Annotated in this window: 36 protein-coding genes; 30 read left to right on the forward strand and 6 right to left on the reverse strand. The window is 63.7% G+C overall.

Annotated features, from left to right (window positions below; all coding sequences use genetic code 11):
* Positions 1 to 184: 184 nt before the first annotated feature.
* The 29 genes from rpsJ (at position 185) to Q4F91_RS04560 (ending at position 15,511) form a co-directional block, all read left to right on the forward strand.
* The gene (gene rpsJ, locus Q4F91_RS04420; protein WP_005431601.1) at positions 185 to 496 is read left to right on the forward strand and encodes a 30S ribosomal protein S10; all 312 of its coding nucleotides are present in this window, start codon (positions 185 to 187) and stop codon (positions 494 to 496) included.
* A gap of 189 nt (positions 497 to 685) precedes the next feature.
* On the forward strand, positions 686 to 1,330 hold the full coding sequence (gene rplC / locus Q4F91_RS04425) for a 50S ribosomal protein L3 (protein ID WP_303334938.1): 645 nt from the start codon (positions 686 to 688) through the stop codon (positions 1,328 to 1,330).
* 11 nt (positions 1,331 to 1,341) lie between these two features.
* On the forward strand, positions 1,342 to 1,959 hold the full coding sequence (rplD, locus tag Q4F91_RS04430; protein WP_303334940.1) for a 50S ribosomal protein L4: 618 nt from the start codon (positions 1,342 to 1,344) through the stop codon (positions 1,957 to 1,959).
* Positions 1,956 to 2,255, forward strand: a complete 300-nt coding sequence (gene rplW / locus Q4F91_RS04435) for a 50S ribosomal protein L23 (protein ID WP_303334942.1) — start codon at positions 1,956 to 1,958, stop codon at positions 2,253 to 2,255. The genes rplD and rplW overlap by 4 nt, the downstream gene beginning before the upstream one ends.
* Complete coding sequence (gene rplB, locus Q4F91_RS04440; RefSeq protein ID WP_303334944.1) at positions 2,255 to 3,082, forward strand: 50S ribosomal protein L2; 828 nt, start codon at positions 2,255 to 2,257, stop codon at positions 3,080 to 3,082. The genes rplW and rplB overlap by 1 nt, the downstream gene beginning before the upstream one ends.
* A gap of 13 nt (positions 3,083 to 3,095) precedes the next feature.
* On the forward strand, positions 3,096 to 3,374 hold the full coding sequence (rpsS, locus tag Q4F91_RS04445; RefSeq protein ID WP_303334946.1) for a 30S ribosomal protein S19: 279 nt from the start codon (positions 3,096 to 3,098) through the stop codon (positions 3,372 to 3,374).
* Positions 3,375 to 3,713, forward strand: coding sequence for a 50S ribosomal protein L22 (rplV, locus tag Q4F91_RS04450; protein ID WP_303334948.1), 339 nt, complete (start codon positions 3,375 to 3,377; stop codon positions 3,711 to 3,713).
* Between the two features lie 17 nt (positions 3,714 to 3,730).
* Entirely contained in the window at positions 3,731 to 4,516 is a 786-nt protein-coding gene (rpsC, locus tag Q4F91_RS04455; protein ID WP_303334950.1) for a 30S ribosomal protein S3, read from the forward strand.
* Between the two features lie 2 nt (positions 4,517 to 4,518).
* Complete coding sequence (rplP, locus tag Q4F91_RS04460; protein ID WP_303334952.1) at positions 4,519 to 4,935, forward strand: 50S ribosomal protein L16; 417 nt, start codon at positions 4,519 to 4,521, stop codon at positions 4,933 to 4,935.
* A 17-nt stretch (positions 4,936 to 4,952) separates the two neighbouring features.
* Positions 4,953 to 5,147: a 50S ribosomal protein L29 gene (gene rpmC, locus Q4F91_RS04465; RefSeq protein ID WP_303334954.1), complete on the forward strand. Its 195-nt coding sequence runs from the start codon at positions 4,953 to 4,955 to the stop codon at positions 5,145 to 5,147.
* Positions 5,144 to 5,413, forward strand: coding sequence for a 30S ribosomal protein S17 (gene rpsQ, locus Q4F91_RS04470; protein ID WP_303334956.1), 270 nt, complete (start codon positions 5,144 to 5,146; stop codon positions 5,411 to 5,413). Before rpmC ends, rpsQ begins: the two co-directional genes overlap by 4 nt.
* A 260-nt stretch (positions 5,414 to 5,673) precedes the next feature.
* Positions 5,674 to 6,042 carry a 50S ribosomal protein L14 gene (gene rplN, locus Q4F91_RS04475; protein ID WP_295478573.1) on the forward strand — a complete coding sequence of 123 codons (369 nt, stop codon included), beginning with the start codon at positions 5,674 to 5,676 and terminating at the stop codon, positions 6,040 to 6,042.
* A 13-nt stretch (positions 6,043 to 6,055) separates the two neighbouring features.
* Positions 6,056 to 6,379, forward strand: a complete 324-nt coding sequence (gene rplX / locus Q4F91_RS04480; RefSeq protein ID WP_139688409.1) for a 50S ribosomal protein L24 — start codon at positions 6,056 to 6,058, stop codon at positions 6,377 to 6,379.
* An 8-nt stretch (positions 6,380 to 6,387) separates the two neighbouring features.
* Entirely contained in the window at positions 6,388 to 6,927 is a 540-nt protein-coding gene (rplE, locus tag Q4F91_RS04485; RefSeq protein ID WP_303334962.1) for a 50S ribosomal protein L5, read from the forward strand.
* Positions 6,928 to 6,939: 12 nt separating this feature from the next.
* Positions 6,940 to 7,245 (forward strand): 30S ribosomal protein S14, encoded by a 306-nt coding sequence (gene rpsN / locus Q4F91_RS04490; protein ID WP_303334964.1) that lies wholly within the window; start codon positions 6,940 to 6,942, stop codon positions 7,243 to 7,245.
* 16 nt (positions 7,246 to 7,261) lie between these two features.
* Positions 7,262 to 7,657 carry a 30S ribosomal protein S8 gene (rpsH, locus tag Q4F91_RS04495; protein WP_005431620.1) on the forward strand — a complete coding sequence of 132 codons (396 nt, stop codon included), beginning with the start codon at positions 7,262 to 7,264 and terminating at the stop codon, positions 7,655 to 7,657.
* Between the two features lie 15 nt (positions 7,658 to 7,672).
* Complete coding sequence (rplF, locus tag Q4F91_RS04500; RefSeq protein WP_303334966.1) at positions 7,673 to 8,206, forward strand: 50S ribosomal protein L6; 534 nt, start codon at positions 7,673 to 7,675, stop codon at positions 8,204 to 8,206.
* 16 nt (positions 8,207 to 8,222) lie between these two features.
* Positions 8,223 to 8,591 carry a 50S ribosomal protein L18 gene (gene rplR, locus Q4F91_RS04505; RefSeq protein ID WP_303334968.1) on the forward strand — a complete coding sequence of 123 codons (369 nt, stop codon included), beginning with the start codon at positions 8,223 to 8,225 and terminating at the stop codon, positions 8,589 to 8,591.
* 14 nt (positions 8,592 to 8,605) lie between these two features.
* Entirely contained in the window at positions 8,606 to 9,124 is a 519-nt protein-coding gene (gene rpsE / locus Q4F91_RS04510; protein WP_303334970.1) for a 30S ribosomal protein S5, read from the forward strand.
* A 15-nt stretch (positions 9,125 to 9,139) separates the two neighbouring features.
* Positions 9,140 to 9,322, forward strand: coding sequence for a 50S ribosomal protein L30 (gene rpmD / locus Q4F91_RS04515; protein WP_303334972.1), 183 nt, complete (start codon positions 9,140 to 9,142; stop codon positions 9,320 to 9,322).
* 19 nt (positions 9,323 to 9,341) lie between these two features.
* Positions 9,342 to 9,776, forward strand: a complete 435-nt coding sequence (rplO, locus tag Q4F91_RS04520; protein ID WP_303334974.1) for a 50S ribosomal protein L15 — start codon at positions 9,342 to 9,344, stop codon at positions 9,774 to 9,776.
* Positions 9,777 to 9,807: 31 nt separating this feature from the next.
* Complete coding sequence (gene secY / locus Q4F91_RS04525; protein WP_303334976.1) at positions 9,808 to 11,133, forward strand: preprotein translocase subunit SecY; 1,326 nt, start codon at positions 9,808 to 9,810, stop codon at positions 11,131 to 11,133.
* 314 nt (positions 11,134 to 11,447) lie between these two features.
* A complete protein-coding gene (rpmJ, locus tag Q4F91_RS04530) occupies positions 11,448 to 11,561 on the forward strand; it encodes a 50S ribosomal protein L36 (protein WP_139688419.1) in 114 nt (37 codons plus the stop codon).
* Between the two features lie 14 nt (positions 11,562 to 11,575).
* Positions 11,576 to 11,941: a 30S ribosomal protein S13 gene (gene rpsM / locus Q4F91_RS04535; protein WP_303334978.1), complete on the forward strand. Its 366-nt coding sequence runs from the start codon at positions 11,576 to 11,578 to the stop codon at positions 11,939 to 11,941.
* A gap of 14 nt (positions 11,942 to 11,955) precedes the next feature.
* Complete coding sequence (rpsK, locus tag Q4F91_RS04540) at positions 11,956 to 12,363, forward strand: 30S ribosomal protein S11 (RefSeq protein WP_303334980.1); 408 nt, start codon at positions 11,956 to 11,958, stop codon at positions 12,361 to 12,363.
* 106 nt (positions 12,364 to 12,469) lie between these two features.
* On the forward strand, positions 12,470 to 13,096 hold the full coding sequence (gene rpsD / locus Q4F91_RS04545; RefSeq protein ID WP_303334982.1) for a 30S ribosomal protein S4: 627 nt from the start codon (positions 12,470 to 12,472) through the stop codon (positions 13,094 to 13,096).
* A gap of 315 nt (positions 13,097 to 13,411) precedes the next feature.
* Entirely contained in the window at positions 13,412 to 14,428 is a 1,017-nt protein-coding gene (rpoA, locus tag Q4F91_RS04550) for a DNA-directed RNA polymerase subunit alpha (protein ID WP_303334984.1), read from the forward strand.
* A 171-nt stretch (positions 14,429 to 14,599) separates the two neighbouring features.
* The gene (gene rplQ / locus Q4F91_RS04555) at positions 14,600 to 15,001 is read left to right on the forward strand and encodes a 50S ribosomal protein L17 (RefSeq protein ID WP_303334986.1); all 402 of its coding nucleotides are present in this window, start codon (positions 14,600 to 14,602) and stop codon (positions 14,999 to 15,001) included.
* 126 nt (positions 15,002 to 15,127) lie between these two features.
* A complete protein-coding gene (locus Q4F91_RS04560; RefSeq protein WP_303334988.1) occupies positions 15,128 to 15,511 on the forward strand; it encodes an RNA-binding S4 domain-containing protein in 384 nt (127 codons plus the stop codon).
* Between the two features lie 105 nt (positions 15,512 to 15,616).
* Here Q4F91_RS04560 and hemB read toward each other — a convergent pair whose 3' ends face one another.
* The 5 genes from hemB to Q4F91_RS04585 form a co-directional block, all read right to left on the reverse strand.
* Positions 15,617 to 16,630, reverse strand: coding sequence for a porphobilinogen synthase (gene hemB / locus Q4F91_RS04565; RefSeq protein WP_303334990.1), 1,014 nt, complete (start codon positions 16,628 to 16,630; stop codon positions 15,617 to 15,619).
* A 25-nt stretch (positions 16,631 to 16,655) separates the two neighbouring features.
* The gene (yihA, locus tag Q4F91_RS04570) at positions 16,656 to 17,345 is read right to left on the reverse strand and encodes a ribosome biogenesis GTP-binding protein YihA/YsxC (RefSeq protein WP_303334992.1); all 690 of its coding nucleotides are present in this window, start codon (positions 17,343 to 17,345) and stop codon (positions 16,656 to 16,658) included.
* A gap of 139 nt (positions 17,346 to 17,484) precedes the next feature.
* Positions 17,485 to 18,531 carry a GMP reductase gene (locus Q4F91_RS04575; RefSeq protein ID WP_303334994.1) on the reverse strand — a complete coding sequence of 349 codons (1,047 nt, stop codon included), beginning with the start codon at positions 18,529 to 18,531 and terminating at the stop codon, positions 17,485 to 17,487.
* Between the two features lie 167 nt (positions 18,532 to 18,698).
* Positions 18,699 to 20,096, reverse strand: a complete 1,398-nt coding sequence (gene lysA, locus Q4F91_RS04580) for a diaminopimelate decarboxylase (RefSeq protein WP_303334996.1) — start codon at positions 20,094 to 20,096, stop codon at positions 18,699 to 18,701.
* Positions 20,086 to 20,241: a lipoprotein gene (locus Q4F91_RS04585; protein WP_303334998.1), complete on the reverse strand. Its 156-nt coding sequence runs from the start codon at positions 20,239 to 20,241 to the stop codon at positions 20,086 to 20,088. The genes lysA and Q4F91_RS04585 overlap by 11 nt, the downstream gene beginning before the upstream one ends.
* A gap of 13 nt (positions 20,242 to 20,254) precedes the next feature.
* Here Q4F91_RS04585 and cyaY point away from each other — a divergent pair, with 13 nt between their 5' ends.
* On the forward strand, positions 20,255 to 20,554 hold the full coding sequence (gene cyaY, locus Q4F91_RS04590; protein ID WP_303335000.1) for an iron donor protein CyaY: 300 nt from the start codon (positions 20,255 to 20,257) through the stop codon (positions 20,552 to 20,554).
* Between the two features lie 106 nt (positions 20,555 to 20,660).
* Here cyaY and Q4F91_RS04595 read toward each other — a convergent pair whose 3' ends face one another.
* Positions 20,661 to 23,051 carry a penicillin-binding protein 1A gene (locus tag Q4F91_RS04595; RefSeq protein WP_303335001.1) on the reverse strand — a complete coding sequence of 797 codons (2,391 nt, stop codon included), beginning with the start codon at positions 23,049 to 23,051 and terminating at the stop codon, positions 20,661 to 20,663.
* Positions 23,052 to 23,386 lie beyond the last annotated feature (335 nt).

Genomic DNA, 23,386 nt, shown 5'->3' on the forward strand with positions numbered 1-23,386 from the left:
CGCGAGGGCGGCCACACCGTCGGCGCCGGCGTCGTCGCCTCGATCATCGAGTAATTGAGAGGTTCGATCCTCTGGTTGCACGACAGAGGAAAAAAATCTCCCCGATCTAGTTGATCGCAAGAGGGAGCGAAGGTATACTTCGCTCCCTCTGTTCTTTTACTGTTCTTTTTTCAGGGAATTCGAAATGCAGTCTCAGCGCATTCGCATCCGCCTCAAGGCCTACGACTACAAGCTCATCGACCAGTCCGCTCTCGAGATCGTCGATACCGCCAAGCGCACCGGCGCCGTCGTCCGTGGCCCCGTCCCCCTTCCGACGCGCATCCAGCGCTTCGACATCCTCCGTTCGCCGCACGTCAACAAGACGAGCCGCGATCAGCTTGAGATCCGCACGCACCAGCGCCTCATGGACATCGTCGACCCGACCGACAAGACCGTCGACGCCCTCATGAAGCTCGATCTGCCCGCTGGCGTGGACGTCAAGATCAAGGTTCAGTAACCGTCTTCTAAGCGATTCCGGCACATGAAAAAAATCCCCCTCTTTGCGTTGCGCGGGAGCGGGGACATGGCTAGAATCGCGTCTTTCTGTCCCCTTAGAAGGGAACGCGGCGTCTAAAGGCCGCGGCATCCGGGGACAATTTTTGATGCAAATCGGTCCCGGCCAATCGCAGCCGGGGTGGAGAAAACAATGAGTGATAAGCTCGGCCTCGTCGGTCGCAAGATCGGCATGACGCGTATCTTCACGGAGGATGGTGCTTCCGTCCCCGTGACCGTGCTCGACTTGTCGAACAACCGCGTCACCATGGTCAAGACGCAGGAAACTGACGGCTACACCGCCGTTCAGGTCGCCTTCGGCACCAAGAAGCCCTCTCGTGTGAACAAGCCGCTCGCCGGCCAGTTCGCCAAGGCCGGTGTTGAAGCCGCCTGCACCCTTAAAGAGTTCCGCATCGATGCGGAGAAGGTCGCCGAGTTCAAGCCCGGCCAGGCCCTCTCTGTCGAGATCTTCACGGAAGGCCAGAAGGTCGACGTGACTGGTACGACCATCGGTAAGGGTTTTGCCGGCGCCATCAAGCGCCACCACTTCTCGTCGAACCGCGCTTCGCACGGTAACTCCGTGACGACGAACGCCCCCGGCTCCATCGGTAACCGTCAGGACCCGGGCCGCGTGTTCCCCGGCAAGCGCATGGCCGGCCATCTCGGTGACGTGCGTCGCACGACGCAGAACCTCGTGGTCGCCCGCGTTGACAAGGAACGTCAGCTTCTTCTGGTTCGCGGTGCCGTTCCGGGCGCCAAGGGCGGTGAAGTGATCGTCCGTCCCGCTGTTAAGGCGTAAGGAGCGAAACAATGGAACTCAATATCCTGAACGAACAGGGCAAGGTTGAAGCCAACGACGCCGTGTTCGGTCGTGAATACAACGAATCCCTGGTGCACCAGATCGTGGTCGCCTTCCAGGCCAACGCTCGTCTCGGTACCCGTGCGCAGCTCAACCGCCGCGACGTGCACCACTCGACGAAGAAGCCCTGGCGCCAGAAGGGCACCGGTCGTGCCCGTTCCGGTATGACGAGCTCGCCCGTGTGGCGTGGCGGCGGACGTACGTTCCCGAACACACCGGACGAAAACTTCAGCCAGAAGGTCAACAAGAAGATGTACCGCGCCGGCATGGCTTCGATCTACTCGAAGCTCGTGACGGATGCCCGCTTCGCCGTCGTTGAGGCCCTCAAGGCCGAGACGCCGAAGACCAAGGACTTCGCCGGTCAGCTCAAGTCGCTCGGCCTCAACGAGCGCACCCTCATCATCATCGGTGAGGAAGAACTTGACGACAACATCATCCTCGCCTCGCGCAATCTCAAGGATGTGCTCGTCGTTACGCCCCGCTATGCCGATCCGCTGTGCCTTCTCTACTTTGACAAGGTCGTGGCCACCAAGGCGGCTGTTGCTCAGATCGAGGAGATGCTGGCATGAATCAGGAACGTCTGATGAAGGTTCTCGTCGGCCCGATCGTCTCTGAAAAGAGCACGATGATCGGCGAAAAGAACAACACGTGGTCTTTCGTCGTCGTCCCGGACGCGACGAAGACGGAGGTCAAGGCTGCCGTTGAGCTGCTCTTCAAGGTGCAGGTCAAGAGCGTGCAGATGCTCAACCTCAAGGGCAAGCAGAAGCGCTTCGGCCGTTTCATGGGCAAGCGCAATGACGTTCGCAAGGCGTATGTCACGCTCGCCGAAGGTCAGGAAATCAAGTTCGAGCAAGAGGTGATGTAATGGCTCTCGTCAAACTCAAGCCGACCTCCCCCGGCCGCCGTCACGCGGTCAAGGTTGTCAACAAGGAGCTCCACAAGGGCAAGCCCTGGGCCGCTCTCGTTGAGAAGAAGAATCGCATCAACGGCCGCAACAACAACGGTCATATCACCTGCCGTCACAAGGGCGGCGGTGCGAAGCGCGCCTATCGTATCATCGACTTCAAGCGTGACAAGGACGGCATTCCCGCCCGCGTCGAGCGCATCGAATACGATCCGAACCGCTCCGCCAACATCGCCCTCGTGCTCTACGCTGACGGCGAGCGTCGCTACATCATCGCCCCGAAGGGCCTGACGGTCGGCCAGGAGATCTTCAACGGTCCCGAGTCGCCCATCAAGGCCGGCAACACGCTTCCGCTGCGCAACATCCCGGTCGGTTCGACGATTCACTGCATCGAGCTGCTCCCGGGCAAGGGTGCCCAGCTCGTCCGCGCCGCCGGTTCCTTCGGTCAGCTGATCGCCCGTGAAGGCGAGTACGCCCAGGTCCGTCTCCGCTCCGGTGAAGTCCGTCGCGTCCTCATCGAGTGCCGCGCCACCATCGGCACGGTCGGCAACGAAGAGAACAGCCTGCGCGAGCTCGGCAAGGCCGGCGCCAAGCGCTGGCGTGGTATCCGCCCGACGGTCCGTGGCGTCGCCATGAACCCGGTCGATCATCCGCACGGCGGCGGCGAAGGCAAGACCGGCACCGGCCGCGCTCCTGTCACGCCGTGGGGTCAGCTCACGAAGGGCTATCGTACCCGCAACAGCAAGCGCACGGATTCGATGATCATCCAGCGCCGCAACCGCAAGTAAGGAGCCCTGAAGAATGTCTCGCTCTTTGAAAAAAGGCCCGTTCGTTGACGGGCACCTCATGAAGAAGGTTGAAACCGCCCAGGCGAGCCGCGACAAGCGCCCGCTCAAGACCTGGTCGCGCCGTTCGACGATTCTTCCGGAATTCATCGGTCTGACGATCGCCGTCCACAACGGCCGTCAGCATGTGCCGGTGTACATCAACGAAAACATGGTCGGCCACAAGCTCGGTGAATTTGCGCACACCCGCACGTTCAAGGGTCACGCCGCCGGCGACAAGAAGGTGGGTAAGTAAATGGAAACGACAGCTAAGGTTCGTGGCGTTCGCCTTTCCGCCCAGAAAGGTCGCCTCGTTGCTGACCTCATCCGTGGTCAGAAGGTTGACAAGGCGCTCGCCATTCTGGAGTTCACCCAGAAGCGTGCCGCCGGCATCGTGCGCAAGGCGCTTGAGAGCGCCATCGCCAATGCCGAGCACAACTTCGGCGCCGACATCGATGAACTCGTTGTGACGAAGATCCATGTGGAGAAGGCTGCCACGCTGCGCCGCTTCGCCGCCCGCGCCAAGGGCCGCGGCACGCGCATCAACAAGCAGACGAGCCACATCTACATCACCGTCGGTGACGGCGAAAGCTAAGAAACAGGTGAATTACCATGGGTCAGAAAATTAATCCCACCGGCTTCCGCCTCCCGGTCAACCGCAACTGGACGTCGCGCTGGTACGCCAGCGGCCGTGACTATCCGAGCACGCTCCAGGAGGACCTGAAGGTCCGCGCCTTCCTCCTGAAGAAGCTCCGCAACGCGAGCGTCGCCCGTGTGCTCATCGAGCGCCCGGCCAACAACGCCCGCATCACGATCTACACGGCCCGTCCGGGCATCGTGATCGGCAAGCAGGGCGCCGACATCGAAGCCCTGAAGGTTGAAGTTCAGAAGATGATGGGCGTGCCCGTGCACGTCAACATCGAAGAAGTCCGCCGTCCTGAGCTTGACGCTCAGCTCATCGCCGACGGCATCACGCAGCAGCTCGAGAAGCGCGTGATGTTCCGCCGCGCCATGAAGCGCGCCATGCAGAACGCCATGCGCCTCGGCGCCCTCGGCATCAAGGTGCAGTCGTCCGGCCGTCTCAACGGCGCCGACATCGCCCGTGACGAGTGGTACCGTGAAGGCCGCGTGCCTCTGCAGACCCTTCGCGCCAACATCGACTACGCCACGAGCGAAGCTCACACGACGTACGGTGTTGTCGGCGTCAAGGTTTGGGTCTACAAGGGTGACAACTTCGGCGCTGAGGAAGCTGCCGAGCCGCAGTCGCCCCGTGAGGACCGCCGCGGCCGCCGCGGTGACCGTGCCGGCAAGCCCGGTGCGCGTCGCAACAACGGCCGTCGCAACGATACGAAGCAGGCCGGCGCTCCGCGCAAGCCCGCTGCTAAGGACGGAGAATAACGATGCTGCAGCCTAATCGTCGCAAGTACCGCAAGGATCAGAAGGGCCGCAACTACGGTCTGGCCACGCGCGGTGCGAACGTTTCCTTCGGTGAGTTCGGTCTCAAGACTCTTGAGCGCGGCCGCATCACGGCCCGCCAGATCGAGGCCGCCCGCCGTGCCATCACCCGCCACATCAAGCGTGGCGGCCGTGTGTGGATCCGTATCTTCCCGGACAAGCCCATTTCGAAGAAGCCTGCCGAAGTCCGTATGGGTAACGGCAAGGGCAATCCTGAATACTGGGTCGCGCTCGTTCAGCCGGGCCGCGTCCTGTACGAAATGGACGGCGTTGAGGAGCAGCTCGCCCGCGAGGCCTTCGCTCTCGCCGCCGCCAAGCTGCCCGTCAAGACGACGTTCGTTGTCCGCCAGGTCGGCATGTAATTGAAGGAGTAACGGACATGAACGCTACCGAACTGCGTGCCAAGGATGTGGCCGCGCTCAAGCAGGAACTGCAGGAGCTTCTGAAGACGCACTTCAAGCTGCGCATGCAGAAGGCTACCCAGCAGCTGCAGAACACGGCTTCGCTGCGTCAGACGCGTCGCGACATCGCTCGCGTTCGCACCATCCTCACCGAAAAGGCGACCACGAAATGACCGAACAGACGAAGGAATCGCTCACCCGCACCCTCGAGGGTACGGTGACGAGCAACAAGATGGACAAGACGGTCACCGTTCTTGTCGAGCGCAAGGTCAAGCACCCGCTCTACGGCAAGTATGTCGTCAAGAGCAAGAAGTACCACGCGCATGACGAGCTCGGATGCGGCGAGGGTGACCTCGTCGAGATCCAGGAGACCGCTCCGATCTCCAAGACCAAGTCCTGGAAGGTGACGAAGGTCCTCAAGCAGGCCGTCGTCCTCTAACAAGGACTACAAGGCGAGGCGGGGAACTTAAAAAAAAATTCCCCGTTTCGCTTGCAAAGCAGCTGACGCTTCAGCTATATTTGCACCCCGTCGCCCGGATCCCACTTCTCGGTGAGTGTCCGGGCGATGCATTTCTCTAGTCCGAGAGCCGCACGTGCACGAACTTGGCTGCACGGGATTCAGCGGCGATCGGGCCTCATCCCCGCCATACGGGGCCAATACTGTCCGCGTATGCGGAATAAGTTGGGATTTTTTCAGCAATGATTCAGATGCAGAGCAGGCTGGACGTCGCCGATAACACGGGCGCTCGTTCAGTGATGTGTATCAAGGTGTTGGGCGGCTCCAAGCGCCGTTATGCCAACATCGGCGACGTCATCAAGGTGACCGTCAAGGAAGCGGCCCCGCGTGGCCGTGTGAAGAAGGGCGAGGTCTACAACGCTGTTGTGGTCCGCACCGCTCACGGCGTTCGTCGCCCCGACGGCTCCAAGATTGCCTTCGACGGCAACGCCGCCGTTCTCCTCAACAACAAGCTCGAGCCGATCGGCACCCGTATCTTCGGGCCGGTGACTCGTGAGCTGCGCACCGAGCAGTTCATGAAGATCGTTTCGCTCGCGCCTGAAGTGATCTAATCGAGGAGAGAACATGCAGCGTATTCGTAAAGGCGACCAGGTTGTGGTCATCGCCGGCCGCGACCGCGGCACCAAGGGCACGGTTCTCGCCCGCGTTGACGACCGCCACGTTCTCGTGGAAGGCGTCAATGTCGTGAAGAAGGCCGTCCGTCCGAACCCGACCCTCGGCATCGAGGGCGGCATCGTCGACAAGACCCTCCCGATCGATCAGTCCAACGTCATGCTGGTCAACCCGGAAACGGGCAAGGGCGAACGCATCGGCTTCAAGGAAGTTGATGGCAAGAAGGTTCGCGTGTTCAAGTCCAACGGCGCCGTCGTCGGTGCCAAGGCCGAATGAGGGTGACCATGTCGCGTTTCAGCTCCCTTTATCACGACACCATTGTCCCCGAACTCATGAAGAAGTTCGGCTACAAGACGGTCATGCAGGTTCCGCGCATTACCAAGATCACCCTCAACATGGGTGTTGGTGAGGCCGTGAACGACAAGAAGAACATCGAGTTCGCCGTCGGCGACATGACGAAGATCGCCGGCCAGAAGCCGAAGATCACCCGCACCCGCAAGGCCATCGCGAACTTCAAGATTCGCGAGGACATGCCGATCGGCTGCATGGTGACCCTCCGCGGCGAGCGCATGTACGACTTCCTCGACCGCCTCGTCACCATCGCCTTCCCGCGCGTCCGCGACTTCCGCGGCGTGTCCGGCCGTGCTTTCGACGGCCGCGGCAACTACAACATCGGTCTGAAGGAACAGATCATCTTCCCGGAAATCGAGTACGACAAGATCGACGCGATCCGAGGGATGAATATTTCTATCACCACGACGGCCAAGACGGACGAGGAAGCCAAGGCGCTTCTCGCTGGCTTTGCCTTCCCGTTCCGCAACTGAGGTTGACGCAAAATGGCAAAACTTGCTCTTATTAACCGCGAAGCCAAGCGCCGCGCCACGGTCGCCAAGTTCGCGGCCAAGCGCGCCGCCCTCAAGGCCATCATCAACGACGCTACCCGCTCGATGGATGAACGTCTCGACGCCCGCGCCCAGCTCGAAGCGCTTCCGCGCAATGCGAGCCCGGTCCGTCTGCGCAATCGCTGCGCGATCACGGGCCGTCCCCGTGGCACTTTCCGCAAGTTCGGTCTGTGCCGTGAAATGATTCGTGACGCCGCCATGCGCGGTGACATCCCCGGCCTCCAGAAGGCCAGCTGGTAAGCGAGGAGATTGCGAAATGAGTATGAGTGATCCGATCGCCGATATGCTGACCCGCATCCGCAACGGTCAGATGGTCGACAAGGCCGCGGTGGTTATGCCTTCCTCCAAGCTGAAGGTCGCCATCGCCAAGGTCCTCAAGGACGAAGGCTACATCGAGAACTACGAAGTCGCGGCCAACAACGGCAAGCCTGAGCTCAACGTGACGCTCAAGTACTATGCCGGCCGCCCCGTTATCGAGCGCCTCGAGCGCGTGTCCCGTCCGGGCCTGCGCATCTACAAGAACCACGACAGCATCCCCCAGGTGATGAACGGTCTCGGCATCGCGATCGTTTCGACCCCGAAGGGCGTGATGACCGATCGCGCTGCCCGCGCGGCCGGCGTCGGCGGCGAAGTTATCTGCTACGTCGCCTAACCCGAGGAGTGTGAAATGAGTCGTATCGCTAAGATCCCCGTTGCCATCGCCAAGGGCGTCACGGTGACGCTCGCCGCCGACAACGTGACCGTCAAGGGTCCGGTCGGCGAGGTCAAGATGCACATTCTTCCCCTGGTCAAGATCACCGAGGACGACGGTCACCTGCACTTCGAGCAGGTGAACGAGACCCGTGAGTCGAACGCCAACGTCGGCACGATGCGTGCCCTCGTGAACGACATGGTCAAGGGCTGCGCCACCGGCTTCGAGAAGCGCCTCGCGCTCGTCGGCGTCGGCTACCGTGCCCAGGCCCAGGGCGACAAGCTGAACCTCTCGCTCGGCTTCTCGCACCCGGTCGTTCACCAGATGCCCGCCGGCGTCAAGGTTGAGACGCCCACCCCGACGGAAATCGTCATCAAGGGCGCCGACAAGCAGAAGGTCGGTCAGACTGCCGCCGAAATCCGCGCGTACCGCGCTCCCGAGCCCTACAAGGGCAAGGGTGTCCGCTACGCCGACGAGCACGTCGTGATCAAGGAAACCAAGAAGAAGTAATTCTGGACGTTAGAAGATGATCAACAAGAAACAAAGCCGCCTGCGTCGCGCCCGCGCCACGCGCGCCCGCATTCTGCTGCAGAAGGTCGATCGCCTGACGGTCCATCGCACCAACCTGCACATCTACGCGAGCATCATCTCGGCCGACAACGGCCGTACCCTCTGCTCGGCCTCCACGGTCGAGCCCGAAGTTCGCGCTCAGCTCGCCGGCCAGACGGGCCGCGGCGGCAACATCGCCGCTGCCAAGCTCGTCGGTGCCCGCATCGCCGAGAAGGCCAAGGCCGCCGGTATTGAGACCTGCGCCTTTGACCGTTCGGGTTATCGTTTCCACGGCCGTGTCGCCGCGCTTGCTGAGGCTGCGCGCGAAGCCGGCCTCAAGTTCTAACCGAGGTGCTGGCAATGGCTAAGGTTCAAGGCAAGAACGCCGTCGAAGAACAGGACGACGGCCTGCGTGAAAAGATGATTGCGGTCAACCGCGTCACCAAGGTCGTCAAGGGCGGCCGTATCCTCGCTTTCGCGGCCCTCACGGTCGTGGGCGACGGCGACGGCTCGATCGGCATGGGCACGGGCAAGTCCCGCGAAGTGCCGCAGTCCGTCTCGAAGGCCATGGAGCGCGCCCGTCACTCGATGAAGCGCGTCCCGCTCAAGAGCGGCACCCTGCATCACGCCGTCGAAGGCCGTCACGGCGCTTCCCGCGTGATCATGATGCCGGCCCCGGAAGGCTCCGGCGTCATCGCCGGCGGCCCGATGCGCGCCGTCTGCGAAGCCGTCGGCATCCGCAACGTCGTTGCGAAGGCCTATGGCTCGACCAACCCGTACAACCTCGTCCGTGCGACGCTCAACGCCCTCGAAAACCTGCGCTCCCCCGCTGAAATCGCGGCCAAGCGCGGCAAGACGGTCGAAGAGCTGCTCGGCTAATCCGGAGTCCAAGACATGTCCGAAAAGAAGACCATCAAGGTCACTCTGGTGAAGAGCCCGATCGGAACGGATGCGGATCACCGCGCCACCGTTCTCGGTCTCGGCCTGAAGAAGATCCGTCAGACGCGCGAGCTCGAAGACACGCCCGCCGTCCGCGGCATGATCACCAAGGTCGCGTACCTCGTGCGCGTCGAATGATCCAAAGGATGCACCCAAAATGCGTTTGAACACCATCCAGCCCGCTGAGGGCTCGAAGCACGCTCATCACCGCGTCGGTCGCGGCGTGGGCAGCGGTTGGGGCAAGACCGCGGGTCGCGGTCACAAGGGCCAGAAGTCGCGTGCCGGCGGCTTCCACAAGGTCGGTTTCGAAGGCGGCCAGATGCCGATGTATCGCCGCCTCCCGAAGCGCGGCTTCACGTCCCTGTCCCGCAAGTTCGTCGAAGTGGTCCGCCTCTCCGACCTCGAGCGCCTCGGCGTCGAGGAAATCGATCTGCTCGTCCTCAAGGAGGCCGGCGTCGTTTCCACGCTCGCTCAGAACGCCCGTGTGATTCTCTCCGGCGAAATCACCCGCAAGGTGACGGTTCGCGGTCTCGGCGTCACGAAGGGCGCCCGTGCGGCCATCGAGGCTGCCGGCGGCTCCATCGCTGAGTAAGAATCAAAACCTGCTTGAAAGAGGATAGGACGTGGCGAAGGGCCCCAGCACCAAGCAACAGTCCGGCCTGAGCAAGTACGGCGACCTCAAGGGTCGCCTGATCTTCCTCGCGCTCGCGCTCGTTGTTTATCGAATCGGCGCTCACGTGCCGGTTCCCGGTATCGATCCCGATATGCTCCAGCAGCTGTTCAACCAGCAGCAGGGCGGCATTCTCGGGCTGTTCAACATGTTCTCCGGTGGCGCCCTCTCGCGCTTCTCCGTCTTCGCGCTCGGCATCATGCCGTACATCTCAGCGTCGATTATTTTCCAGATGCTGTCGTACGTCCTGCCGTCGCTTGAGGCGATCCGCAAAGAGGGCGAGCAGGGCCGCAGAAAGATCACGCAGTACACGCGCTACGGCACGCTGCTGCTTGGTCTTTTCCAGGGCTTCGGCATCGCCGTCGCTCTGGAGACGCAGCCCGGCCTCGTCATCGACCCCGGCTTCCTCTTCCGCATCACCACGACCGTGTCGCTCCTCACCGGGACGATGTTCCTGATGTGGCTCGGCGAACAGATCACTGAGCGTGGTCTCGGCAACGGTATCTCGATCATCATCTTCGCCGGTATCGTGGCCGGTCTGCCGAACGGCGCGAGCGGACTCTTCCAGCTCGTGTCGACCGGCGCCATCAGCCCGCTCGCCGCGATCTTCGTGATCGTCATCGTTCTCGCCGTCACCGCCTTCGTGGTCTTCGTCGAGCGCGGTCAGCGCCGCATCACGGTCAATTACGCCAAGCGCCAGATCGGCAACAAGATCTACGGCGGCCAGAGCTCGTATCTGCCCCTCAAGATGAACATGTCGGGTGTCATTCCCCCGATCTTTGCTTCGTCCCTGATCCTGTTCCCGGCGACGCTGGCCGGCTGGTTCACCTCGGGTGACTCCACGCGCTGGATCCGCGATCTCGCGGCCGCGCTCTCGCCCGGGCAGCCGCTCTACACGCTGCTCTACGCAGCGCTGATCATCTTCTTTGCCTACTTCTACACGGCGTTGGTCTTCAACCCGAAGGAGACGGCTGAGAACCTGAAGAAGAGCGGTGCGTTCATTCCGGGCATCCGCCCGGGTGACCAGACGGCGCGCTACATTGACCGCGTGCTGCTGCGCCTGACGCTCGGCGGCGCGGCCTACCTGGTTTTCGTGTGCCTCGTGCCTGAATTCCTGAACCTCAAGTTCAACGTCCCGTTCTACTTCGGCGGCACTTCCCTGCTGATCGTCGTGGTCGTCACGATGGACTTCATGAGCCAGGTCCAGGCGTACATGATGTCGCACCAGTACGAAAACCTGCTTCGGAAGACGAGCTTCCGCGGTCTCACCCGGAAGTGATTTCCCAGATGCTCCGGTGCCTTCACCGGCTCCGGAGCGGACGAGCCTCCCCGTCAAACGGGAGGCACCGTCCGACCCCGAGGGCGGCGCGAGCCGCCCTTTGGGCTGTCTGCGGCAGAGCGGCTTGAAAGCCGGACAAGGTTCCATGAAGACCTCTCCGCTGCGGACGAACACGTGTTTCCGGTACGACGGGGCAAATTTTTCACACCCGGGCTCCGTTTCGGTTGCACGTTCCCGAGATGTCGATTAATATTCGACGTTTCTGCCGTGTGGGCATCGACATTCCAAGCTCATCAGCTTGTGGAGACTATTAAATGAAGGTTAGAGCTTCAATTAAGAAAATGTGCCGCAACTGCAAGATCATCAAGCGCAAGGGCGTTGTTCGAGTGATCTGCACTGACCCGCGTCACAAGCAGCGTCAAGGCTAAAGAGGTAACACACAATGGCTCGTATCGCCGGTATCAATATCCCGCCGCAGCAGCACGCTGAGATCGGTCTGACCGCCATCTATGGCATCGGCCGTGCGCGTGCCCGCCAGATTCTCAACGATTGCGGCATCCCCTGCACGAAGAAGGTCCAGGACCTCTCCGACGCTGAGCTCGAGCGCGTCCGCGACGCCGTCTCGAAGTTCACCGTCGAGGGCGACCTCCGTCGTGAGGTTCAGCTTTCGATCAAGCGCCTCATCGACCTCGGCACCTATCGCGGCATGCGTCATCGCCGCGGTCTTCCCTGCCGCGGTCAGCGTACCCGCACCAACGCCCGCACCCGCAAGGGCCCGCGTAAGGTTGGCGTCACGCTCAAGAAGTAATTGAAAGGTTAATTATGGCTGGCAACAACTCCAAGTCCTCCGCCAACGCCCGCGGCCGCAAGAAGGTCCGCAAGGTCGTTACGGAAGGCATCGCTCACATCCACGCTTCGTTCAACAACACGATCGTGACGATCACCGACCGCCAGGGCAACGCCATCGCTGCCTCGTCGTCGGGTGCGCAGGGCTTCAAGGGCTCGCGCAAGTCCACCCCGTTCGCCGCTCAGGTTGCCGCGGACGTGGCCGGCAAGGTCGCTCTCGAGCACGGTCTGAAGAACATCGAAGTCCGCATCTGGGGCCCCGGTCCCGGCCGTGAGTCTTCCGTGCGTGCGCTCAACGCGCTCGGCATCCGCGTCACCTCCATCCAGGACGTGACCCCGATCCCGCACAACGGCGTCCGTCCCTCCAAGCGCCGCCGCGTCTAACACTCCAGAATTTTCCATTCTGTTGAATCCCGCGTCCGATGGCCGCATGCTGAGGCGGTCCGGACTGAATGTAGGGAGTCCTACAGGATAAGAGAGGCATTTTTAAATGGCACGATATCTCGGTCCCAAGCTCAAGCTTTCGCGTCGCGAAGGCATTGATCTGAATCTGAAGAGCGCCCGTCGTTCGTTTGAGTCCAAAGTCAAGGACGTCGGCTCCAAGCCGGGCCAGCACGGCAAGATTTCCGGAGCCCGCATGTCCGACTATGGCAACCAGATGCGTGAAACGCAGAAGGCCAAGCGCATGTACGGCGTTCTCGAGCGACAGTTCCGTCGCTATTTCGCTGAGGCTGCCCGCCTGCGCGGCAACACCGGCGAAAAGCTCCTCCAGCTCCTTGAGAGCCGCCTTGACAACGTCGTTTACCGCATGGGCTTCGGCTCGACGCGCGCGGAAGCCCGCCAGCTCGTCAGCCACGGCGCCATTGAGGTGAACGGCCGCAAGGTCAACATCCCCTCCTACTCCGTCCGCGCCGGTGACGTCGTCTCCGTCCGCGAGAAGGCTCAGAAGCAGGTCCGCATCGCCGAGGCTCTCGACCTCGCGCAGCAGAACGGCTTCCCGGCTTGGGTTGAGGTGGATGCCAAGAAGTTCACCGGTACCTTCAAGGCCCTTCCGGCCCGCGACGAAGTCGCCCCGGAAATCAACGAAGCGCTCATCATCGAACGCTACTCCCGCTGATCTGGGAGGATCCCCTGGGCGCCCGAGGCCTTCCCGCAAGGGAATCCGATGGGCGTCCTCCGGGTCGAAAGATCGATGCACACACGGCGAAAGCGCGGCTCGATTCATGCGGGCCGCGTTTTCACATCCCGGGGAGACCCCGGGATGCACAGGGAAGTTCTCCGAAATTCACCGGAACACTTCCCCGTGCATTTAAAATGCACAGGTTCGGGGAGACCGGGGCAGCGCGAAGCTGACCGTCACCGGCTCCCATCCTTCTCAGCCTTATCGGTGTAACGAGCCGAGGGTATTGAATCAGAAAGGAATCTCACAGAGATGGCTAATACCGCTCTCCTGAAGCCCACCAGCGTCGGCGTCGACGTTGATCCGCAGAACCCCAACAAGGCCGTCATCACGCTCGAACCGTTCGAGCGCGGCTACGGTCACACGCTCGGCAACGCCCTGCGCCGCATCCTGCTCTCCTCCATGGTCGGCTTCGCCCCGACGGAGGCTCAGATCACGGGCATCGTGCACGAGTACTCCCAGATCGACGGCGTCCTCGAGGACGTGGTCGACATTCTCCTGAACCTCAAGGGCGTCGTCTTCAAGCTTGAGAAGCGCGACGAGGTCACGGTCATGCTGCGCAAGGACGGCGAGGGTGTCGTCACCGCCGCCGACTTCGACCTTCCGCACGACGTGACGGTGCTCAACCCCGAGCACGTCATCGCCCACCTCTCCGGCGGCCGCCTTGAGATGCAGGTCAAGATCGAGAAGGGCCGCGGCTACCAGCCCGGCGACGTCCGCGGCTTCCGCGACGACTACTCGAAGAGCACCATCGGCCGCATCATCATGGATGCGTCCTTCTCGCCGATCCGCCGCGTCGCCTACCAGGTGATGGCCGCCCGCGTCGCCCAGCGCACCGACCTCGACAAGCTCGAGATCACGATTGAGACGAACGGCGCCATCGGTCCGGAGGAGGCCCTCCGCGAGTCCGTGCGCATCCTCCAGGATCAGCTCGCCGTCTTCGGTTCGATCCATCCGGATCAGATCCTCGACAGCCAGAAGGCTGACGACACGACGATGAATCCGCCGCCGCTCGATCCGATCCTCATGCGTCCGGTCGACGACCTTGAACTCACGGTCCGCAGCGCCAACTGCCTGAAGGCCGAGAGCATCTACTTCATCGGTGACCTCATCCAGCGCACCGAGAACGAGCTCCTCAAGACGCCGAACCTCGGCCGCAAGAGCTTGAATGAGATCAAGGAAGTCCTTGCCGCCCACGGCCTCACGCTCGGCAGCAAGCTCGAGAACTGGCCGCCCGCCGGCGCCACGCTCACCCCTGAGCGCATGTAAGGCAAACTTTTCAGGCCCCAGGGCTTGAAACCGAAAGGCGCGATCGAATAAAATCGCGCCTTTCGCGCCTCCACCCGACCGCTTCACTCGCTGAAGATAGAAGATGACGGGGAAGGCACAGGAACGGTTCCGTCCGGAACCGTGAAATTTTTAAGATTCAAGGAATTAAAAATGCGTCATCGCAACGGCTATCGCAAGCTCAACCGCACCTCCGCCCATCGTCTTTCCATGCTCCGCAACATGGCCTGCTCGCTCATCACGCACGAGGCCATCCGCACGACGCTGCCGAAGGCGAAGGAACTCCGCCGCGTTGTCGAGCCGCTCATCACGCTCGCCAAGGAGCCGACCGTCGCCAACAAGCGCCTCGCCTTCAACCGCCTCCGTGACCGTGACGTCGTCGTCAAGCTCTTCAACGACGTCGCTCCGCGCTTCGCCAACCGCCAGGGCGGCTACACCCGCATCCTGAAGATGGGCTTCCGCGTCGGTGACAACGCCCCGATGGCCTACATGGAGCTCGTCGAGCGCTCCATCACCCCCGAGGAAGTCCCCGCCGAGGAAGCCAAGGCCGAGTAATTCGGACCCAAAGCTGACGGAATCCCGGATCGGATGATCCGGGAAGCCTCGAAGAAGAAGCCCGCTCTTTTCTGAACAGGAAACGCGGGCTTTTTTGATGCCTGAATCCCCCGAGGAGGAAACACCATGGACTCCATGCGCATCGACAAGTGGCTCTGGGCCGCCCGATTCTTCAAGACCCGCTCGCTCGCCCAGGACGAGGTGGGACTCGGCCGCGTGCTCGTGGGCGGGCAGCGCGCCAAGCCCTCGCGCGAGGTGAGGGTCGGCGACCGCCTCGAGATCCACCGCGGCGAGGAGGTCTTCACGGTCTACGTCGAAGCGCTCTCGAACACCCGCGGACCGGCGGCGGTCGCGCAAACGCTCTACCGCGAAACGGACGAAAGCCGCGTCGCGCGCGAGGAGAGGAAGGCCGCGGCGAAGCTCGCCTTCGAGCCCTCTGTCACGATCAGGAAAGGGCGTCCCACGAAGCGCGAGGGCCGTGAGCTGCGCCGCTTCAAGGACGGCTTCTGATCCTTTGAATCCCCGGGAAAGCACAAGGCCCGCGTTCGGAGTCGAACACGGGCCTTGCCGCATCTAGGAGGAGCCTCAGGCGAGGCTCCCTGATGGATCCGGGGATCAGTAGCTGTAGCCCTCGCGGATCCAGCGCGCCACGTCAAGCGCGCAGTACGTGAGGATGCCGTCGGCACCCGCGCGCTTGAAGCAGACCATCGTTTCGAACGTGATGCGCTTCTCGTCGATCGCGCCCGCGGCGGCCGCGAATTTGATCATCGCGTACTCGCCCGAGACGTGATAGGCGAAGGTCGGGGCACCGAACTCCTGCTTCACGCGCCAGAGCACGTCGAGGTAGGGAACGCCCGGCTTGACCATGACCATGTCGGCGCCTTCGGCGAGGTCGAGACCCACTTCCCAGAGCGCCTCGTTGCCGTTGGCGGGATCCTGCTGGTAGACGGCCTTGTTCGACTTGCCGAGGTTCGAGGCGGAGCCCACCGCGTCGCGGAAGGGGCCGTAGAACGAGGAGGCGTACTTGGCCGAGTAGGCCATGATGCGCGTGTGGATGAGACCCTCGTCCTCAAGGGCCTTGCGGATGACGCCGATGCGGCCGTCCATCATGTCGGACGGGGCGACGACGTCGGCGCCGGCCTTGGCCTGGGCCATCACCTGCTTTACGAGCATCTCGATCGTCTCGTCGTTGAGGATGTAGCCGGTCTCGTCAATGAGGCCGTCCTGGCCGTGCGTGGTGTAGGGGTCGAGCGCGACGTCGCACATGACGCCCAACTGCGGGTAGGCGGCCTTCAGCGCCTTGACGGCGCGCGGGATGAGACCGTCGGGGTTGGCGGCCTCGCGGCCGTCCGGGGTCTTCAGCGCGTCCTCGATGTGGGGAAAAAGCGCGATCATCGGGATGCCGAGCTCGACGCACTCGCCGGCGACCTTGAGGAGCTCGTCGATCGTCAGGCGGTCGACGCCGGGCATCGTCGGGATCGGCTCGCGGGCGGCCGTGCCCTCCATCACGAAGACGGGGAGGATCAGATCGTTCGGGGTGACCACGTTCTCGCGCATCAGGCGGCGGGAGAAGTCATCGTGACGCATGCGGCGCATGCGCACCATCGGATAGGCACCAAGAGTCTGCATTTTGGTTTTTTACCTTTGAGTTGGCTCAGGGCTGTTCGCCCTGAGCGGGAGAAATCTGTTCGGGCTCTGAGGACTGAGTGGGCTTCTCCTGCGGGAGGAGCCATCCTTCGAGCGTTTCAATCAGCTGATCGACGCCCTCGCGCTTGAGGCCCGAGAAAAGCTGCACGGAGACCTGGGGCCCGAAGGCCGCGGCGCGCTCGCGCGCCTTCCGGAGCGTGACGCTCCGCTCCATGTTCTTTATCTGGTCGGCCTTGTTCAGGAGCCAGAGCATCTTCACCTCGGGGCGGCCGCGCATGAAGTCAATGAGCCACTCGTCGGTCGGCATGAAGGGCCGGCGCGCGTCCATCACGATCACGAGGCCCGTCATCTGCTCGCGGTGGGCGATGTAGCCGCCCACGAGATCCGACCAGCTGCCGCGGACCGACTCATTGGCCCTGGCGAAGCCGTAGCCCGGGAGGTCAACGAGGTGCCCGACCGTCTCGCGCGAGGCGCCGTCGGCGGTCTTCCGCGAGAGATTGAAGAAGTTGATGAGCTGCGTGCGGCCCGGCGTCTTCGAGGCGAAGGCGAGGCGGGTCTTGCGGGTGATCACGTTGATCGTCGTCGACTTGCCGGCGTTCGAACGCCCGGCGAACGCGATCTCGGGTTCGATCGTCGTGGGGAGCCCGGAGAGCTTCGCGGCGGAGATCTCGAAGCGGGCGGAATCGAAGAGGCTCACGGTGAATCAGTTCCTGCTGGGAAGGGGGAGTCGGTCAGCGGCCGCAGTCCTCTTGGAGCGGGAGTGCGGCCGTACGGACCTCAATTATCGTAAGTCCTGAGGCTTAGTTGCGGGTTAACCGACGGAATTTCCCGGCGCCTCAGAGGCTCTTGCCGTAGATGTCGTTGGTCTGGATCGTGGTGCGCACGAAGGTCGTGCGCATCGTGAGTTCCTTCAGTTTCCGCGCGCCCACGTAGGTGCAGGCGCTCCTCACGCCGCCGAGGATCCCCTGGACGGTGTCCTCGACGGGGCCGCGCGCGGGGAGGAGCACGGACTTGCCCTCCGCGGCGCGGTACTTCGCCACGCCGCCCGCGTACTTGTCCATCGCGTCCTTGCTGCTCATGCCGTAGAAGCGCTTGTAGGTCTTGCCGTCGATCTCGACGATCTCGCCCGCGGCCTCGTCGTGGCCGGCGAGCATGCCCCCGAGCATCACGAAGTCGGCGCCGCCGCCGAAGGCCTTGGCGATGTCGCCCGGCACCGTGCAGCCGCCGTCGGCGCAGATGCGCCCCCCGAGGCCGTGCGCGGCGTCCGCGCACTCGATGATCGCGGAGAGCTGCGGGTAGCCCACGCCCGTCATCTTGCGGGTCGTGCAGACCGAGCCCGGGCCGATGCCCACCTTGATGATGTCGGCGCCCGCGAGGAGGAGCTCCTCGGTCATGTCACCGGTGACGACGTTGCCGGCCATGACGACATAGTCCGGGCAGTGCTCGCGGACCTTCTTCACGAAGGCGACGAAGGCCTCGGTGTAGCCGTTGGCGACGTCGATGCAGAGGTAGCGGATCGCGCCCTTCGGGGCGGCGGCCTCGACGGCGAGGAACTTCTCCCAGTCGGCGTCCGAGATGCCGAGCGAGTAGAAGGCCGCGGACTTCTTCTCGAGCGACGAGAAGAACTCGACGTACTCCTCGACCGAGTAGTGCTTGCAGAGCGCGGTCGAGAGCCCGTGGCGCCCGAGGGCGCGGGCCATCTCGAAGGTGCCCGTCGTGTCCATGTTCGCCGCGATGATCGGGATGTCGTGATAGAGCTCGGGCGAGTGCAGGAAGTGGAACTCGCGCGTGATGTCAACGGCCGAGCGGCTCGTGAGCGTGGAGCGCTTCGGGCGGATGAGGACGTCCTTGAAGTCAAGGCGGATCGTGTTTTCGAGATGCATGGAACGGACCTCCGTCAAAAAAGCCCTGCGCGCCCAAAGGGGAGACGATTGCGACGGGCACAAAAAACGCCGCATTCCGGGGCATTCCCGGAATCCGGCGTTAATTGATTCTACATAAGAATGCGCGGGGTGGTGAAACCGCTCCCTGCGTCTTCCTTCAGAGAGGCTCAGCGGCGCGAGCGCGCGAACTCGAGCGCCTCGCCGAAGAGCGCGCGGGCGCCTTCGGCCGCGGCGGACGTGTCGCCCGCGAGTCCGAGCGGGAGCTCGTCGCGGGTGAGGTCGAGCGCCGTCTGCGGGCGGCGCATCGGGAGCACGTTGGCGCCGTCGACCATCACCTCCATCGGCAGCGGCCTCGAGTTGTAGGTCGAGGCCATCGAGGCGCCGTAGGCGCCGGCCGTGCGGATGGCGAGCAGGTCGCCCGCCTCGACCGCGAGATCGCGGTCGTTGCCGAGGAAGTCCGTCGACTCGCAGACGCCGCCCACGATGTTGAGCACCTGGCGCTGCGCCTTCGTGTTCGGAATGACGGGCTCGATCGAGTGGTAGCTGCCGTACATGGCCGGGCGCACGAGCTCGGTCATCGAGGCGTCGACGATGCAGAAGCGACGCAGGAAGAGGCCCGACTTCAGGTACTCGACCGTGGTGAGAAGCACCGCGCTCTGGGCGATCAGGGACCGGCCCGGCTCGACGAAGATCTCGATCCCCTTCACGTCCACCTTCTCGGCGACGCGCGCGACCAGGGCGGGGATGAGCTCGGCGGGCTCGAGGAGCTTGTCATCGGGGTGGTACTTCACGCCCGCGCCGCCCCCGAGGTCGATGTGGGAGAGGACGATGCCGCGGCGCGCGAGCTCGTTCACGAACCCGGCGAGCACGTCCACGGCCTTCATGAAGGGCTCGGTCGACTCGACCATGCTGCCGATGTGGCAGCTGATGCCCTCGATTTCGATAGCGGGGAGCTTCGCGGCCTTCTCGTAGAGGGCGACCACGTCGGTGAGCTTGACGCCGAACTTGCTGTCGCCCAAGCCCGTGGCGACATGCGCGTCCACGTGGGCGTCGATGTTGGGATTGACGCGCACCGAGACGTGCGCGACGTGCCCGAGGGTCTCGGCGATCGCGTTGATGCGGTCAAGCTCCGCGGGGCTCTCGATGTTGAAGCAGCGGATGCCGGCGTTGAGCGCAAAGGCGATGTCGGTCTCGCCCTTGGCCACGCCCGAGTAGACAATCTTCTTCGGATCGCCGCCCGCCTCGAGCGCGCGCAGGATCTCGCCCCCGGAGACGCAGTCGAAGCCAGCGCCGAGGCTCGCGAGGAGCTCGAGCACGCCCTTCGTGGAGGAGGCCTTCACGGCGTAGCAGACCTGGTGGGGCGTGTCGCCGAAGGCGGCCTCGTAGGCGCGGAAGCGCTCGGCGACCGCGGCGCGCGAGTAGACGTAGAGCGGCGTCCCGAACTCGCGGGCGAGGTCGGTGAGGCGCACGTCCTCGCAGAGCAGCTCCCCCTCGGGCGAGCGATGGAAGCCGATTCCCGTGGAAAGGGAGTCAGGGCGGTTAATATTCGACGCGTCACTGTGCATTGCCGGCTCCGCTCGTCTGCTGGGGCGCCGAGACCGGCGCGGGTTCATCGGGCATGTAGAGCGGCCCCTTCAGGCCGCAGCCCGAGAGGCCGAGGCACATGACGGCCGCGATACCGGCGAGGCCGGCGCAGAGAAACTTTTTCATTGGCACGAGGAAGATGACTGAAACGGAATTTCTGGAGCGCGCCGAGGCGGAGATGCTCCGACTTCAGGACGCTGTTGAGGAGAGGTACGAGGACGCGGACTGCACACGCAGCGGCAACGTGCTCACGATTGAACTTGAGGACGGCGCGCAGGCGGTGGTGAACATCCAGACGCCCATGCAGGAGATCTGGTTCGCCTCGCATCTCGGAGGCATGCACTTCGCCCCGACCGATGCCGGCTGGATCAACCCGCGTGACGGGCGCACGCTCGAGGAGACGGTCTTCGCCGCCGTCGATGCGCTGATCGCCCGCTGAAAACTGTTCCCGCAATTTTATGAGAAGCCCCGGCGGACCGCCCGGGCGAAAATGTGAAAATGCCCCGTCGCGGACGGGGCATTTTCATTAGGGGGCCTGTCAGGCGTCAGAAGATCTGGTCGCGCACGAGGTCGCGCGCGGCGCGCGCGTCGGGCATGAGCGAGAGATCGTCGGCGATCGAGCCCGCGCTCTCCTTGTAGTAGTAGAGGCCGTTGCGCTCGACCACGGACTCGGGCTGCACGCGGGCGGTCTCGGGAACGTCCTTCAAGGCGATGCGCATGTAGTCGATCCAGATCGGCAGCACGAGGCCGCCGCCCGTCTCGCGGCTTCCGAGGGGCTTGGGCTGGTCGTAGCCCATCCAGCCCACGGCGACGGTGGTGCCCGCGTAGCCGCAGAACCAGGCGTCCTGGGAGTCGTTCGACGTGCCGGTCTTGCCGGAGATGTCGTTGCGCTTCAGTTCCCTCGTCGCGCGCCGGGCCGTGCCGTTCACCGCGACGCGGTGCATGAGCGAGTTCATCACGAAGGCGTTGCGCTCGGTGATCGCGCGGATCGAGGGATCGCCCGCCTGGCGGTTCGTCGCCTGCATCAGGGTGACGCCCTTGGAGTCCGTCACGCGGTCGATGAGATAGGGCTGCACGCGGTAGCCGCCGTTGGCGAAGACCATGTAGCCGCCGAGCATCTGCCACGGGGTCACGCTGCCGGCGCCCAGGGCCATCGGGAGGTTGGCCGGATGGTCCTTCGCCTGGAAGCCGAAGCGCTGGATGTACTGCTGCGCATAGGCCGGGGTGATCGACTGCAGGATGCGGATCGAGACGAGGTTCTTCGAGAGTTCGAGCGCGCGGTAGAGCGGCATCGGGCCGTCGTAGCGACCCTCGTAGTTCTTCGGCTCCCAGACCTTGTTGCCCGTGAGCTTCGGGTCGATCACGATCGGCGCGTCATTGATGATGGTCGAGGGCGTGAAGCCCTTGTCGAGGGCCGCCGAGTAGATGAAGGGCTTGAAGGACGAGCCCGGCTGGCGCCACGCCTGCGTGACGTGGTTGAACATGTTGAGGTTGAAGTCGAAGCCGCCCACGAGCGCCTCGACGGCGCCGGTGTTGAAGTTCGCGGCGGCGAACGCCGTCTCGACCTGCGGGACCTGCGCGAGCGTCCACGTGGTCGCCGCGTCCTTGCCCGTGAGCGGATGCATCACGCGGATCACCGAGCCCGGGAGGATGGGCTTCACGTCCTTCGCGGGCTTCTTCGCGAGGTTCTTCCTGCCGAACTTCAGGCTCTCCTTGTCGAGCTCGACGGTCTCGGAGGGCGAGACCGCGGCGACGATCTTGGTGGGCGACGCCTCGATCACGACGGCCGGGAGCATGAAGGGCGAGGAGGCGGTCTTCGAGAGCGCCTCGCGGATCGCCTTCGGGCGGTCAGATTCGCTCCCGAGTTCGACCTGGGCCTCGGGGCCGCGGTAGCCGTAGCGGCGGTCATAGGTGATGAGCTGCCGGCGCACGCTCTCCACGGCGGCGAGCTGACGGTCCATGCGCAGCGTCGTGTGGACGTTCAGGCCGCGCGAGTACGTCTCGTCGCCGAAGATGTCGTACATCAGCATGCGGGCGAGCTCGGCGGCGTAATTGGCCGTCACCGTGTCCGCGGTGGCGCTGCGGTTGACCGGGGTGTTCTTCTCCTCGACGGCGCGGCGGACCTGCATCGGCTGCGCGCGCTCGGTCTGGTAGGTGAGCTCGTCGATGTGCCCGAGGTCGTACATGCGGCGCAGCACGTAGTTGCGGCGCATCGTCGCGCGCGACGGGTTGACGATCGGGTTGTAGGCCGAGGGAGCGACGGGCAGGCCCGCGATCGTCGCGGCCTCGCCCACGGAGATCTCCTCGAGCGGGCGGCCGAAGTACGTCCTCGCGGCGCTCGCGAAGCCGTAGGCGCGCTGGCCGAGGTAGATCTGGTTCATGTAGATCTCGAGAATGCGGTCCTTCGAGAGCTCGTGCTCGATCTTGAAGGACATGGCGATCTCGTAGAGCTTGCGCGTGTAGGTGCGCTGCGTCGTGAGGAAGAAGTTGCGCGCGACCTGCATCGTGATGGTCGAGCCGCCCTGGCCGCGGCGGCCGGTGAGCAGATTGGTGATCGCGGCGCGCGCGATGCCGGTGATCTCGATGCCGGGGTGCTCGTAGAAGCCGTCGTCCTCGGCGGCGAGAATCGCCTTCTTCACGTGGTCGGGCACGTCCTCGATCTTCACGAAGTCGCGGCGCTCCTCGCCGAACTCGCCGATCAGCTTCCCGTCCGCGCTCCAGACGCGCAGCGGCACCTTCGGGCGGTAGTCCGTGAGCGCGTCGATCGGCGGGAGCTGCTGATACATGTACGCGAAGACGAAGACGCCGAGGAGCGCCGCCGAGGCGACGCCCGCGGCGCCGATGGCGACGACCCATTTGAGCACGCGCACAAAGGTGCCCGGGCGGGAGGAACTTCTGCCGCCGGCGCGGGCCGGCTTCTTCTTGCTTGTCGTCACGTGGGGGATGCCTGGTCTGGCGGCGGGCCGCTCCTTCCTCGGAGCCCTGGAAACCCGCCGCGGGGGGATGGGAAAAAATTCGGACTCGAAATTATAGGAAATTCAGAAAATCGGCCGAGCCCGGGGCGCCGCGTCCCGCCGTGCGGATTTGGCAACAAGCCTTTGCAGTTCTGAGGCGAACAACTGTTCAGACGGGCCCCGGACTGACGTAAAATCCACAGACGAATCTAGTGTCGCCGTTGAGTAAGAACGCGCCCGGAGGAATGCAGCCCCCGGGCATTTTTGACCTCGGGACACGCCTCTCCTCCGGCGGAAGGCAAATTTTCATTCAGGAA

The sequence above is a fragment of the Sutterella sp. genome (assembly GCF_030539355.1).
In the GTDB taxonomy this organism is placed as follows: domain Bacteria; phylum Pseudomonadota; class Gammaproteobacteria; order Burkholderiales; family Burkholderiaceae_F; genus Sutterella.